We start from the raw sequence: 14,763 nt of genomic DNA, 5'->3' as shown, positions 1-14,763 counted from the left end.
ATACTAAAAAAGGTCATCAGTTAACTGATGACCTTTTTTTATACTCTCTTTTATTGATCTAATAAAATTTGATACTTACGCCCAATAGGCACTTCATCGCCATTCATTAAAATGACTTTACTCATAAATCGCTCTTTTATACACTCTTTATTAATAATAAAAGAACGATGTACCTGAACAAAGTTATCTCCTATTAATTCTGTTTTAAACCCTACTAGCGACCCATATACAAAGTAACTCTTACGCCTACTTTTAGTAAATATCTTGATATAATTACCTGCACTTTCAACATACATGATATCTGACATTTCTATAAAATAATCAAAGCCATCTTCTTTTATTAATACTTTTTGAAGTTCGCTCTTGCGATTATTTTCTTTTCTATCCTTACAGAATACCTTTGCTTTTTCAACTGCTTTAAGGAACTTACTAAAAGCTATTGGTTTTAATAAATAGTCGACTGCATCATTCTGATAAGATTCTAATGCAAAGTCTGAATACGCTGTTGTCACAATCGTAGTGGGTTTAATAGGTAACATTTCTAGCAACTCTAAACCTGATACTAAAGGCATATTAATATCCAAGAATAATATATCTACTTCATTACTCTGTAAAAAAGTTAGAGCTTCTTTTCCACTATAAGCATGCCCTATACATTCTAAATCATCGCATTGCTTAATATGACTTAAAAGCACCTGATGTGCAGGTTTCTCATCATCTACTATTAAACACTGGTAGGTAATTCCCATAATTCTAAAGTGGTTTTATAATAATTTTTTGATTTATTCTTTGTAAATTTATATCTCAAATGAGAGACTTCTAATCTTCTTTCTAGATTTAAAAGCCCAACTCCTGTTCCTTTTTGCAACATTTCGTCAGGCAAACAACTGTTTTCTAATTCGAACAGCAAATGATTATCTCTAGCATATCCTCTTAATTTTATAAAAGGAAATTCAGTTTGTAAAGCAAATTTTATCGCATTTTCAACCAAACTAAAATACAAAAGTGGAGGCACTTGAAACTTCTCAATATCCCCTTCATATTTTATATCTACGACTAAATCGTTTGTCCTAAACTTATAGTAATTAAAATATTCTTTTAAAAATTCTATTTCTTGATCTAAAGAAACAAACTCTCTTTTAGTTGCTTCTAATTGATATCTTAATAAATGTGATAATTGCAAAATTCGCTCAGGCGTTTCTTCTGGATTAGTTAGAGCCTCGCCATATAAGTTATTCATTGCGTTTAAAAGAAAATGTGGGTTTAACTGCATCTTGAGGAAGTCCAATTCAGCTACAGTATTTACTAAACGCTTTTCACGAACTGTAATATCATTGAATACCCATAAGTGAATAAAATAAGTACCCGATCCTAAAAACATTAAAAATATAGTATTTAGAATTTCACTCAACCAAGAATCAAATCCATCTATAAGCATATTTAATAACCCAGTACCAATTAGAACTACAATCCAATATATAGTAAATAATGGTAAGAAAATATTGTACCGTTTGGTAATCATATATCTCTTAATCAGCAAAATATTACTAATTAAAATACAACCGTATACAATAAAGAAGGAAGGCACTAACTCCTCCCAAATCTCAGTTAATGAACGATCACTTTTATCTACAGAAGCGACGAATGTAAATACACTAAGAAGTAGAATGATAACTGACACATTCCTCAACCAAAAGTTAGAATAAAATTTCCATAGTGACTTCATACAAACAAATGTAAAGAATCATTAATAATAACATTATCCTTTCATTACTATTTATTTGAAAGCCATTAAAATAATAGCTACTTCATCAGCGTTTAATTAAACAAATAGCAATAATTACTTACCTATTTTTGCATTGAAACATAATAAGATAAACGAATGATTAATCACAAAAAGTTTACCAATTATTTATTGGGACTGAGTTTCTACGTATCTACAATTCCTTTTCATGTACAGCATACGATGGCGAATGTCATAAATGAACAAGTACAAACAATATTAAAAGGAAAGGTACTAGATAAAAACTCTCCCTTAATAGGAGCTACTGTCTATATAAAAGAATTAGATCAAGCTACCACCACTAATGAGTTAGGAGAGTTTAGTATCTCTATTCCATCAGGACAGTATAACATTCTAGTATCATACTTAGGTTACACTAATCATCATGCTAATATAGACACAACTAAAGATAATACATTAAAAATCATCCTAAAATCTGATACTGCTCAATTAGACGAAGTAGTCATAATAAAAAACTCTACAAAAGCAGATATTAGAACACCAGAGATGAGTGTCAATAAATTATCTATAGAGGAAGTTAAGAAAATGCCTGTTGTACTAGGCGAAACAGATGTTTTAAAGTCTATCTTACAACTCCCTGGTGTAACAAATGCTGGTGAAGGAGCGTCAGGATTTAATGTGCGAGGCGGAAGTGCAGGACAGAACTTAGTACTTTTAGATGATGCAAATGTTTTTAGCTCTTCTCACCTATTTGGTTTCTTCTCAGTGTTTAATTCAGACGCACTTCAAGACATCAAGTTATACAAAGGAGGAATACCAGCTAGATTTGGAGGACGAGCTTCTTCTGTATTAGAAGTATTCCAAAAAAATGGTAATACTGAGGAGTTTCATGGCACAGGAGGTATAGGAGTTATCTCTAGTAGATTAATGGCAGAAGGCCCTATGCAGAAAGGAAAATCTTCCTTCTTAGTAGCAGGAAGAGCCTCGTATGCACATTTATTCCTAAAGTTAACAGACAATAAGAACTCTGCTTATTTTTATGATTTAAACACTAAATTAAACTTTGATTTAAACGAAAACAATAAACTAACCTTATCTGGTTATTTCGGACGAGATGTATTTAGTTTTAGTCAGTTATTAAAGAACACCTTTGGAAACTCAATTTTAAATCTTCAATGGCATCATTTATTCTCAGATAATCTAAGTAGTAAACTTACCACTTCATACAGTGACTATGTATATGGTCTAGATATGGAAATAACTGGCTTTAAATGGGATTCTGATATTAAAAGTTACTCATTAAAGTATGATCTAACTCATGACATCCATAGTAATCTTCAATTAAAATATGGAGTAAGTGGTCTTTACTATGATTTTTCTCCAGGAGTAATTAAGCCAACAAAACCAGACTCATCTATTATTTATAAGAAGATAGATTCTAAATACGCTTTTGAAGGAGGTGTTTATTTAGAAGCAGAACAGAGTATTGGTCAACATTTCAATTTAAACTATGGGGCTAGGTTTTCTACATTTACTAATCTAGGAAAAGAAAATATCAATCTATATCAAAACAATCAACCTGTAAGATATGACTCTGAACTAGGTTTATACAAGATGGCAGATATCATAGGGACTGAATCTTATAATAGAGGTAAGAGTATTCAAAACTACAATAATTTTGAACCACGCTTCGGCATTGCTTATATTATTAATGATGATCAATCTATTAAAGCTAGTTATAATAGAATGGCTCAGTATCTTCATTTAATGTCTAATACGGCAGCACCAACTCCATTAGATATCTGGACACCAAGTAGTAAATATATCAAGCCAGAACTCGTTGATCAAGTTGCATTAGGATACTTCAGAAACTTTAAAGAAGGAAAATATAGTTTAGAAACAGAGGTTTACTATAAAAAAGGAGATAACAGAGTAGATTATATAGATGGTGCACAACTGATAGGTAATGATGCTTTAGAACGCGTAATACTTAGTGGTGAATCTAGAGCATACGGACTAGAGCTATTGGTGCGTAAGAATCTAGGTAGACTTACAGGATGGGTATCCTACACCTTAGCAAAATCAGAGCAGAGAACACCTGGTAGAACACCAGATGAGCCAGGAATAAATAATGGTCAATGGTATAGAACTGCTTATGATAAAACACATGACTTTTCTGTTACGGCTATGTACCAATTAAACAAGAAGTGGGATCTTAGCGCTAGCTTTACCTTACAATCAGGACGTCCTACATCTTATCCTGAAGGAAGATATGACTATTTAGGTCAGAGTGTTCCTAATTTTGGAAAAAGAGGTGCTTACAGCCTACCTGCTTATCATCACTTAGACGTATCAGCAACTTATACCCCTACAAAAAACACAAGTAGAAAGTGGCAAAGTGAATGGGTATTCGGCATATACAATCTTTATGGAAGAGCCAATGCCGCTTCTATATCATTCCGTGAACACAAAGATCACAGAGGACAGAATGAAGCTGTTAAAATGTCTATTTTCGGAATGGTTCCAAGTGTAACCTATAACTTTAAATTCTAATCAAATGAATATTCTCAAATATATAAGTATACTCTCTATTCTATTATACCTTACTTCTTGTGAGCATGTAATAGATATAGACTTACCAACAGCACCTCCAAGATTAGTTGTTGAAGGTAATCTCGATTTTGATGCAGAGAACAAACAAGATACCCTAAGTATCAATCTATCTTTGACTACAGATTTTTATAATCCACAAGCACCTAAAGTCCATAATGCAACAGTATGGGTAGAAGACGAAAAAGGAACTAAACATCAGTTCAAAGAACTCAATAAGACTGGAAGATATATCTCTACTTCTATTAAAAAAGACTTTGTGAAAAATAAATATAAATTACACATAGAGTATGATAATGATATTTATGAAGCAACCGAAAGGTTGGTTGAAACTCCTAAAATAGAAAGGTTAGAACAAAGAAGAGAAAAGTTCTTTAATGATTACTATTATACGATTAGAATTTACTTTCAAGATACAGATAAAGGTGATAATAAATTAAATTATTATTACACTAATTTACTTTGGGAAAATAAAAGGCCTGCCTTAAGTGTTCGTTCTAACGAGTTCTCTAAAGGTAAACTAATAGAAGACATATCAACAGACAAAGATTATGAACCTGGTGACAAGATACAAATAGATCTACATCAAATCTCTAGAAACTATTATGATTATATGTGGCTTATAACTGATGCTTTAAACAATGGAGGAGGTCCTTTTCAGACACCTATTTCTAAAATAAAGGGGAATGTCAAAAACCTTACTACACCTGATAAAGAAGCACTAGGATACTTTAGAGTAACTGAGAAGCAAACTATATATCACACTATTTTTGAACAACCTAAACCGTAAATAAAAAAGCCATCATGTGATGGCTTTTTCTATTTTGATAATAACTCTTTAGCATGAACTAAAGCAGAATCACTAATATCTTTCCCTGATAACATCTGTGCTATCTCTTTCACTCTACTCTCATAATCTAATAATGTCAATTGTGAAGTAGTCGTTTCGTCATCAGATGTTTTGTACACTTTATAATGTTGCTTCCCTTTTGCTGCTATCTGAGGTAAATGCGTAATAGCAAACACCTGTATATGAGTACTCATATCTTTCATAATCACTCCCATCTTATCAGCTACTTCTCCAGAAACCCCAGTATCTATCTCATCAAAGATAATAGTAGGCAAATTAGAATACCTAGCTAATATTGCTTTTATCGCTAACATAATTCTAGACAATTCTCCTCCTGAAGCAACTTTCTTTAGCACACCGAAATCCATTCCTTTATTAGCAGAAAACAACAGTTGTAACTCATCTTTCCCATTAGCTAAAAAATTCTTGGATACAGTGAAGTTAAACTTGAAGTTGGCATTAGGTATTCCTACTAATGACAATATCTCTAATAGTTGTTTGACTAAAACAGGAACAGCCTTTATTCTCGATTCTGAGAGCTTATCTCCTACTTCGTGTAAAACAACACTTAACTTATCAATTTCTCTTTCTAATGAGCTTATTTTATCGTCTATTCCACTAGCTAGATCTACTTTCTCTTCCAGTTCACTTCTAATAGCTAATAATTCTTCTACGGTAGCTACTTGATGTTTTCTCTGTAGATTATATAATAATTGTAAGCGATCATTAATTAAATCTAATTGTTCAGGATCTGCAGACACATTATCTAATTGACGTTCTATCTCATCAGACAGATCTTTCAACTCTATTTCTACACTACTAATACGAGTATATAACTCTTCATAATCATTAGAAATAGTACTTGTTTTCTGTAATAATTGCTTTACCTCCTTTAATCTATAAACTGCTCCTACTTCATCGTCTGTCAAAAGATTAATTGATTGTCCGAAGCTTTCTCTTACAAACTCAACATTATTCAGTTTTTCGTACTCTTGCTCTAATTCTTGTTGATTTAATCCATCTAGATTTCCTTGCACTAACTCTTCTAGAAGAAAGGCATTATAATCTTGTTCTTTAATTAAATCAGCCTGTTGTTGTTGTAAACTTCTTAATTGTGCTTGAGCTCTCTTATATAATACTAAATGTCCTTTATACTCTTCCAGAATAGTAATATTACTTGCAACTGCATCAACAATTTGCATTTGGTAATTTTCATCAGACAATTCCATTGTTTGATGTTGGGAATGTATATCTATTAAGTGCTCTGTTAATCGTTGCAAATCAGACAAATTAACAGGGCTATCATTTACAAAGGCTCTAGATTTACCAGAAGGAGAAATCTCCCTTCTTATAATCGTCACATCTTCATATTCTAATTCTAACTCATTGAATAAATCCTTCAATCCATATTTACCAATACTAAAATGACCTTCTATAACACACTTCACTTCTTTATCCTTTAGAGAAGATAAATCAGCACGTTTTCCTTGTAATAAACCTAATGCACCTAACACAATAGACTTACCAGCTCCAGTCTCTCCAGTAATAATAGAAAAACCATTAGAAAAATCTATCTCTAATGTATCAATAAGTGCAAAGTTTTTGATTGTTAATGATATAAGCATATAACTTAATTTTAGAACTAAAGACTATTCCATTTTAATCCATTTAATGGAGCTAATTTATTCAATAATTCCACTACACGTTTCTTATTTTTATCTGTCACTCCACCATATATTCCTATCAACTCATCTGTTTTAGAATCAAAGAAAACACGTGTCAGAAAAGAATTTGGTCGAGTAGAATTAAAACCTTCTAAAGCTATTAAAGCTTGCAGAATACCATCTCTTCCATCCGCTACATTATCACTCATACGATCTAATCCTAAACGGTGATATTTATATAAAGCATCTTTATAAGCCTCTCCAACTCCCGAAGCTAAATCACTAATAAAAGAATATCTTGTATTACTACCATCCCCTTGCTTCCATCCTCTATAATTTCCTTGCTGAGCAATAGAAGCTATACCATTTGCTGTTTGCAAATAAGTACTCCCTCCACCTTTACTAAACGTTTCTGCGTCCAATCCTATAATTAGATTCGCATAAAATCCTATCAAAGAAGTCAAATTAGAGTCGTATGAATTGGGATTGTAATAAAGAGATTCAAACTCAATATAATTAAAAACAATATCCTTATCGTTGAACAATAATACTTGTGTAGAATATCCAGATCCATAAACAGGTCTAGATGATTTGACCTGAAGGGTTCCAGATACTGTATTATTACCGTAAGTAGTTACATTCAGAAAGAACATACAATCTATCCTCTCCACTGGAGAAAACTTCTTAGATGTCCAACTGGTATTGTTTATAAAATCTTTAAGTGATTTCTCTAGTGATTTGAAATAAGCTTGATTACTATTTCCTACTTGGCTATGGTTAACCGTTACTATTGCATTAAGCTCCTGAGCATAACTGTTTAGAACTATAAAAAGCGAACCAAAAAGCCAAATAAGTTTATTCATAATGTTTAATTATCTTATATATAATATCCTGAGCTACTTCTTCTTTAGATTTTAATTCCTTAGGTTCTATATTAAAATCTTTATCTATAAAGGTAACCTTATTCGTTGGTTTTCCAAAACCTGCTCCTTCATCTTTTAAAGAATTTAAAACAATTAAATCTAAATTCTTCTTCTTGATTTTAGCTTTTGCGTGTTCTATCTCATTTTGAGTTTCTAGTGCAAAACCTATCAGAAACTGTTCTTTCTTTATAGCACCTAGTGAAGCTAATATATCAGGATTCTTATCCATTTCTATTATAAACTCTTCACTGTTCTTTTTAATCTTTTCAGTAGCTACTTCTTTAGGTCGATAATCTGCTACTGCAGCAGCAGCAACCACAGCGTCTACATCAGCATAATACTGATGACATGCCTCATACATCTCCATAGCAGACATAACTGAGATAACCTTTACTCGTTCATGCGCTATTTTCTGATTGCTAGGACCTGACACTAATACTACATCAGCACCTTGCTTAGCAGCCTCTAGAGCAATATCATACCCCATTTTTCCAGAAGAATGATTACCTATAAAACGCACAGGATCTATAGGTTCGTATGTAGGCCCCGCAGTTATTAATAATTTTCTTCCTTTTAGAGGCAAATTATTTAACAACACATCTTTTACAGCCTGCAAGATTGTCTCAGGTTCAGCCATACGACCTTTCCCAACTAAACCACTTGCTAGTTCACCTTCTTCAGCAGGAATGATAAGATTACCATAACTTTCTAACAAAGCTAAATTACGGTCTGTAGTAGGGTGCACATACATATCTAAGTCCATCGCAGGTGCTACCATAACAGGGCACTTAGCAGATAGATAGATTGCCATTAAGAGATTATCGCAATATCCATTAGCCATCTTCGCTAATGTATTGGCAGTCGCAGGAGCTATGACCATTAAGTCAGCCCAAAGTGCTAAATCAACATGATTATTCCATGTCCCTCCTTCACCAGCATCATTGAAGAAATTTGTATATGCTGGATTCTTTGATAAAGTAGATAAAGTATAAGGAGTTACAAATTGATGAGAAGCAGGTGTCATGATCACTTGAACCTCGGCACCTGCTTTTATAAGTAAACGTACTAAGTGTGCCGTCTTATACGCGGCAATTCCACCAGTTACACCTAGTATTATTTTTTTACCGCCTAAACTTGACATCACTAAGTATTATTTATGTTCTATTGTTCTTTGTATGAAACTTTACCTTCTAACCACTCTTCTACAGCTAATGCTTGAGCTTTAGGCAATTTTTCATAAAATTTAGATACTTCTATTTGTTCTTTATTTTCAAATACTTCATCTAAACTATCATTGTAAGTAGCGAACTCTTCCAACTTGTCAACCAACTCATTCTTGATTTCTGTGTTGATTTGGTTTGCTCTCTTAGCAATTATAGTAATAGCCTCATAAATATTTCCTGTAGGCTCTTCAATCTTACTTTTGTTATAAGTAATTGTGTTTACTGGAGCATTTGTTTTCTTTAAATCCATCTCTTTCGCTTAAGTTATTTTGAAAATTTTGCTAATTCTTCTTGTATATTTTCAAGCATACCATCTGCTTGCTTTTTGTATTTTGTTTCTGCATTAAAACGAACTAATACGTCGTACATTGACTTTGCTGTATTCAGACGTTCTTCCATTTTATAATGCACACTGTTCATTGCTAATTTATAAGCTGAATCAAACTTATAGAACAAGGCATCTTCCTTATATTTCGTACCTGGATAATCATAGATAAAGTTATCTAATGCTACGATAGCAGCATTGTAATTTCTAGTCCAATCTCCAATCGTATTTAACTGCTTTGCATTCTCATAAGTCTTTCTCTCGATCTTCTCATTCATCTCTTGCATAATTGAATTAGCTTCAAATACAAAATTAGAACCAGGATATTGATCAATAAACTTTTGTAATTTATCTATTACATCATAAGTCACTCTTTGATCTAAAGAGTACACAGGTGATAATGCGACACCAGACTTAATCTCTTTTAAAAGAGCTTCTTCACGCTTATCACTTCTTGGATATGTAGCCGCAAAGTTTTTAAAACGAAACCCTGATAATTCATAGTCTTTTGTCAAATAAGTCGCCTCAGCGAAGTTAAAAAACATATCTTCTGCTTTAGGATTCGCTCTATAAACAGTCTCTAATTGTTCATAAAGACGAATAGCATTTCTATATTTTCCCTTCTCAAAAAACTGATTTGCTACCTCCTTTTTATATTCGTAATCTTCTGACTTCAAAGCCTTTTGCATCGGACCGCAGCTCGCTATTGAAAGCACAAGAATAGATAAACCTATATATTTTTTCATAAATGTTTTTCGTTGTTTTTGACAAAAGCAATTCCAAGATAGTCCTGTAAAAGCAAATGCAAATTTAAATTAATAATTGCATTATACAAAAAGCTTTTTATATTAAAAAGAAAAGATGTCTAAAATGACATCTTTTCATATAAATCATTATTCCTTAAACGATTAAACCACTGGGTTATTATTCGCTTGTTGGTTAAAATTTTTAATATCATTATCAAATAAATATAAACCTCCTTTATCATCTCCAATAAGGTTTATCTTATCAAGAATTGTACGTGCTGTAGCTTCTTCTTCTATTTGTTCTGACACATACCACTGTAAGAAATTATGAGTTGCATAATCTCTCTCTTCTAAAGCTATATGTACTAATTCATTAATGCTTTTTGAAACAAACACCTCATGATCAAACAATTGCTTAAACAACGCTTTAAATGAAGTATGGTCTAACTCTGGCTTTGTCACAGCAGGGATAACAGCTTGTCCTCCTCTTTGGTTTACATATTTAACTAATTTAAGCATATGTTGACGTTCTTCATCTGATTGTGCGAACATAAAAGTAGCAATCCCTTCGAATCCTTGAATCTCTGCCCAAGAAGCCATCTCTAAATAAATCTGAGAAGAATCCCCCTCTATTTTAATCTGCTCATTAAGTGCTTTTTCTAATTTTTCTGATAACATAACTTTCTTTTTTTAATTCAGTATTTTAATTTCTTTTTCGATTCTTGAAGCTAAGTCTGTATCTACATTAACCAATGGCAAACGAAGCGTATTTTGCATCACTCCTTCTAACTTTAATATCTCTTTGATTCCAGCAGGGTTTCCTTGTTCAAAGATCATATCGATAATAGGCATTAATTCATATTGTAATTTAAATGCCTCTTTGATATCTCCTTTTAATCCTAGGCGAATCATATCTGTAAACTTTTGAGGAACACCTTGTCCTATTACTGAAATAACTCCAGCTCCTCCTGCTAACACCAAAGGCAATGCGATCGCATCATCTCCTGATATTACTAAAAAGTCTTTGCGAGTACTTTGACGGATTAACTCCATCCCTTGTACCATACTTCCCGCTGCCTCTTTTATACCAATGATATTCTTAAACTCATTCGCTAAACGAACTACAGTCCCTACTGCCATATTACTTCCTGTTCTACCAGGTACATTGTATAAAATAATAGGTAATGGACTATTCTCAGCAATCATTTTGAAGTGCTGATAAATTCCTTCTTGTGTAGGTTTATTATAATAAGGTGATACTGATAATATAGCATCAAACCCTTCTAAGTTCTCCTGTGTTAATTCATCTAATACAGCATGTGTATTATTTCCTCCTACTCCTAATACTAATGGCAATCTTTTCTTATTAGCCTTTATTACGGTACGTTTGACTAACTGTTTTTCTTCCTTACTAAGAGTCGCTGACTCCCCAGTAGTTCCTAATACTACTAGATACTCTACCCCTCCTGCTATTGTAAATTCTACCAAATTCTGTAATGCTTCTACATCTACAGAAAAATCGCTGTTAAATGGCGTTACTAATGCCACTCCCGTACCAATAAGTGATTGCATAGTTCTTCTAATTATTAATTTTTAAAAACGTTAATATATTTAAATAAATTGTCTACAAAATTATCTACATCTAATCGCTCTAAAGCTAAACTAAAATGATTCAATTGTGTATTTTCTGAGGAAACTCCCACTTTAAAAATAGCATTTGACTTCGACGTCACCCATAATAAAGGCAAAGTCGGATTCGTATAATAACTAATCAACAAATCACATTTCTTTTCAATAAACTCAAGGACTTCTTTATTCTCTATACATCCTGTTAATGTGAACTCACTCATCCCAAACAGGTGCTCCTCATTATTCTTCTTGCTATCTTTTGCATAAACCAAGAAATGTATTTTTGAACTTGCTATTCCTCTTTTTTCTAAACTTTTAATCAAATCTGGAATAACCTTAGCTTCTGCTTTATCTACTACAATACCGATTTCTTTAAAATCATATTTAAAATCGACCGGTACTGCTTTTAATGTTGACTTATCTACTACTTTTTGAAGTGATCTTTTCTTTAAAGTATTAAACCACATATAAGTTACTGTTTTTGTAAAGATAAACAAATAGCTAATTAGGTAATACTACATTTAACATCGAATTATTGAATTAACGCAATAAACTCCGCTTCTGTTAATATTTTAATACCTAGTTTATTTGCTTTTTCTAGCTTAGATGGTCCCATTTTATCTCCTGCCACGACATAATTAGTCTTAGAGGTAATAGAACTTCCTACTTTTCCTCCATGATCTTCGATAGCTTGTTTAATCTCATCGCGAGACATTTGTTCAAACACTCCAGATACCACTAATGTCTGTCCTAGAAGAACATCTGACACTACCGTAGACTCCTTTTCTTCTAACACAAATTGCACGCCATATCCCTTTAGTCTAGCAATTATTTCTTTATTAATATCACTACTAAAGAAGTCTATTACACTTTGTGCTATTCTTTCACCAATTTCATCTACTGTTATCAACTCCATTAACGGAGCTTCTGCCAGAGCATCTATTGTCTTATAATGATTTGCTAACTTTTTAGCCACAGTCTCTCCTACATAACGGATCCCTAATGCGTATAATACACGTTCAAAAGGAACCTGTTTAGAAGCTTCTATACCTTTTATCAGATTATCTGCAGACTTCTCTCCCATGCGTTCTAAACCTAGAACATCTTCTTTCTTTAACTCGTATAAGTCAGCGTAATTCTCTACTAATTCATTTTTGTACAACAGTACTACAGTTTCTTCTCCCAGCCCCTCTATATCCATCGCCTTACGAGAGATAAAGTGCTGTATCCTACCCGCTATTTGAGGTGGACATCCATACACATTTGAACAATAGTGTTGTGCCTCCCCGACACTTCTCTTTAACTTAGTACCACATTCAGGGCATTCCTTAATGTATACTGTACGTTCAGAGTCAGCTGGTCTAGCCTCTAAATTCACACCTACTATTTTCGGGATAATCTCTCCTCCTTTTTCCACATATACAGAGTCATTTACACGAATATCTAACTTCGCTATCTGATCTGCATTGTGTAAAGAAGCACGTTTTACTATCGTTCCTGCCAACTGTACAGGTTCCAAGTTTGCTACAGGAGTTATAGCACCTGTTCTACCTACTTGATATGATATAGAGTTTAATACAGTCTCTGCTTGTTCAGCTTTAAATTTATATGCTATAGCCCATCTCGGTGCTTTAGAAGTATACCCTAATTCATCTTGATAATGCAATGAATTGACCTTAACCACCACTCCATCTGTCTCATAAGGTAGCTCATGTCTATGAATATCCCAATAATTTATAAACTCTAATACTTCATCAATATTCTTAGCTAACTTAGAGATAGTAGGAACTTTAAATCCCCATGCTCTAGCTTTGTCTAAACTTTCATATTGTGTTGTTACCCCTAGATCACTTCCTACTATATTATAAAGTAGACAATCTAAAGGACGTTTTGCAACCTCGGCACTATCTTGTAATTTCAAACTACCAGAAGCTGTATTTCTTGGATTAGAATAAGGCGTCTCTCCGATTTCTATCAAATCTTGATTCATCTTTTCAAACCCTGCCAATGGCAATACTATCTCTCCACGAATATCAAAACTCTGAGGATAATCTCCGTTTAATCGAATAGGAACTGATCTAATTGTTCTAATATTATTAGTCACATCATCCCCTTGTACTCCATCACCTCGTGTCACTGCTCTTACCAGCACTCCATCTTCATACGTAATCGTAATAGATGCACCATCATACTTTAATTCACATGTAAACTCTACTGGCACATCACCTAATACTTTCTGTACACGTTGTTCCCAGTCTAATAAATCTTCCTTAGAATAAGAGTTATCTAAAGAATACATTCTATAACGGTGTACTATAGTATCAAAGTTCTTAGTCACCGTACCTCCTACTCTTTGTGTTGGAGAATTTATATCAAAATATTCTGGGTGAGCTAATTCTAACTTCTCTAATTCTTTTAATTTCTGATCAAAATCGAAATCTGAAATCGTTGGATTATCCAACACATAATAATTATAATTATGTTCATTTAATTCTTTGCGAAGTAAATCTAATTGTGCTTTAATATCCATTTTTTAAAACGATTACAGTTTCAACATTTCTTTAAATTGACCATATAAATGACCATCACTCAGAATAGCTCCTTGTTGGATTAAACTAAAGATTTCTTCATTGCGATTCTCTCCAAAGCTTTTTCCTCCATGTCTCACTTCCACATCTTCTGTAAACACTGCATCTGATAACCATTGCAGTCCTTCTTTACTTAAAAGATCTATATCTGATTGTTTACTCTTAATTACGATAGTCTTGATTTCTTTATCGTCGAAACCAAACAAAAATATATGGCTCTTAGAATAATGTTCTAAATATTTAGCATTCGTCAGTACTCCTTCCCAAATTAAATCTGAGAAAATATCTAACTCTTGTTCTGCTACTTCTGGCTTTTCTTCTTTTATCTTATCCCATTCATTCTTATCTATCTGCTGTGCAGCTAAGAAGTTAATAAACTCTGGGTGTAATTCTTCAAACTGCTCTTTCGTAAGCCTACTGTATTTCATAATATAAATTGCATTTGAAACAAAGATAATACC

General features: G+C 32.9%; 14 protein-coding genes. 2 read left to right on the top strand and 12 right to left on the bottom strand.

The features are described from left to right. Positions 1–50 precede the first annotated feature (50 nt). Both AABL87_RS08825 and AABL87_RS08820 read right to left on the bottom strand, forming a co-directional pair. Entirely contained in the window at positions 51–749 is a 699-nt protein-coding gene (locus AABL87_RS08825) for a LytR/AlgR family response regulator transcription factor (protein WP_016650484.1), read from the bottom strand. Further along, entirely contained in the window at positions 725–1,726 is a 1,002-nt protein-coding gene (locus AABL87_RS08820) for a sensor histidine kinase (RefSeq protein WP_016650483.1), read from the bottom strand. Before AABL87_RS08820 ends, AABL87_RS08825 begins: the two co-directional genes overlap by 25 nt. A gap of 156 nt (positions 1,727–1,882) precedes the next feature. On the opposite strand from AABL87_RS08820, the gene AABL87_RS08815 reads away from it, so the two are divergent. Both AABL87_RS08815 and AABL87_RS08810 read left to right on the top strand, forming a co-directional pair. After that, positions 1,883–4,297, top strand: coding sequence for a TonB-dependent receptor (locus AABL87_RS08815; protein WP_006264413.1), 2,415 nt, complete (start codon positions 1,883–1,885; stop codon positions 4,295–4,297). A gap of 4 nt (positions 4,298–4,301) precedes the next feature. After that, complete coding sequence (locus AABL87_RS08810) at positions 4,302–5,144, top strand: DUF4249 domain-containing protein (protein WP_006260219.1); 843 nt, start codon at positions 4,302–4,304, stop codon at positions 5,142–5,144. A gap of 29 nt (positions 5,145–5,173) precedes the next feature. Here the strand turns inward: AABL87_RS08810 and recN are convergent, their stop codons facing one another. The 10 genes from recN to AABL87_RS08760 form a co-directional block, all read right to left on the bottom strand. Beyond that, positions 5,174–6,829 carry a DNA repair protein RecN gene (recN, locus tag AABL87_RS08805; RefSeq protein WP_341277200.1) on the bottom strand — a complete coding sequence of 552 codons (1,656 nt, stop codon included), beginning with the start codon at positions 6,827–6,829 and terminating at the stop codon, positions 5,174–5,176. A 17-nt stretch (positions 6,830–6,846) separates the two neighbouring features. Continuing rightward, the gene (porD, locus tag AABL87_RS08800) at positions 6,847–7,731 is read right to left on the bottom strand and encodes a type IX secretion system protein PorD (RefSeq protein WP_341277199.1); all 885 of its coding nucleotides are present in this window, start codon (positions 7,729–7,731) and stop codon (positions 6,847–6,849) included. Beyond that, the gene (gene coaBC / locus AABL87_RS08795; RefSeq protein ID WP_006261964.1) at positions 7,724–8,932 is read right to left on the bottom strand and encodes a bifunctional phosphopantothenoylcysteine decarboxylase/phosphopantothenate--cysteine ligase CoaBC; all 1,209 of its coding nucleotides are present in this window, start codon (positions 8,930–8,932) and stop codon (positions 7,724–7,726) included. Before coaBC ends, porD begins: the two co-directional genes overlap by 8 nt. A gap of 20 nt (positions 8,933–8,952) precedes the next feature. Further along, on the bottom strand, positions 8,953–9,264 hold the full coding sequence (locus AABL87_RS08790; RefSeq protein ID WP_006260223.1) for a DNA-directed RNA polymerase subunit omega: 312 nt from the start codon (positions 9,262–9,264) through the stop codon (positions 8,953–8,955). A gap of 14 nt (positions 9,265–9,278) precedes the next feature. Next, a complete protein-coding gene (locus AABL87_RS08785; protein ID WP_006261965.1) occupies positions 9,279–10,085 on the bottom strand; it encodes an outer membrane protein assembly factor BamD in 807 nt (268 codons plus the stop codon). 162 nt (positions 10,086–10,247) lie between these two features. Continuing rightward, the gene (locus AABL87_RS08780; RefSeq protein WP_006261966.1) at positions 10,248–10,763 is read right to left on the bottom strand and encodes a ferritin; all 516 of its coding nucleotides are present in this window, start codon (positions 10,761–10,763) and stop codon (positions 10,248–10,250) included. 12 nt (positions 10,764–10,775) lie between these two features. Further along, positions 10,776–11,657: a 4-hydroxy-tetrahydrodipicolinate synthase gene (dapA, locus tag AABL87_RS08775; protein WP_006260226.1), complete on the bottom strand. Its 882-nt coding sequence runs from the start codon at positions 11,655–11,657 to the stop codon at positions 10,776–10,778. A 14-nt stretch (positions 11,658–11,671) separates the two neighbouring features. Beyond that, complete coding sequence (locus tag AABL87_RS08770; RefSeq protein WP_341277198.1) at positions 11,672–12,181, bottom strand: DUF6913 domain-containing protein; 510 nt, start codon at positions 12,179–12,181, stop codon at positions 11,672–11,674. A gap of 65 nt (positions 12,182–12,246) precedes the next feature. Beyond that, positions 12,247–14,244 (bottom strand): NAD-dependent DNA ligase LigA, encoded by a 1,998-nt coding sequence (gene ligA, locus AABL87_RS08765; protein ID WP_006260229.1) that lies wholly within the window; start codon positions 14,242–14,244, stop codon positions 12,247–12,249. Between the two features lie 12 nt (positions 14,245–14,256). Continuing rightward, entirely contained in the window at positions 14,257–14,730 is a 474-nt protein-coding gene (locus tag AABL87_RS08760) for a DUF6495 family protein (protein ID WP_006260230.1), read from the bottom strand. Positions 14,731–14,763: the final 33 nt, after the last annotated feature.

The sequence above is a fragment of the Myroides sp. C4067 genome, assembly GCF_038039665.1.
Taxonomy (GTDB): Bacteria; Bacteroidota; Bacteroidia; order Flavobacteriales; family Flavobacteriaceae; genus Flavobacterium; species Flavobacterium odoratimimum.
This window is presented reverse-complemented; position numbering and strand designations above follow the sequence as displayed.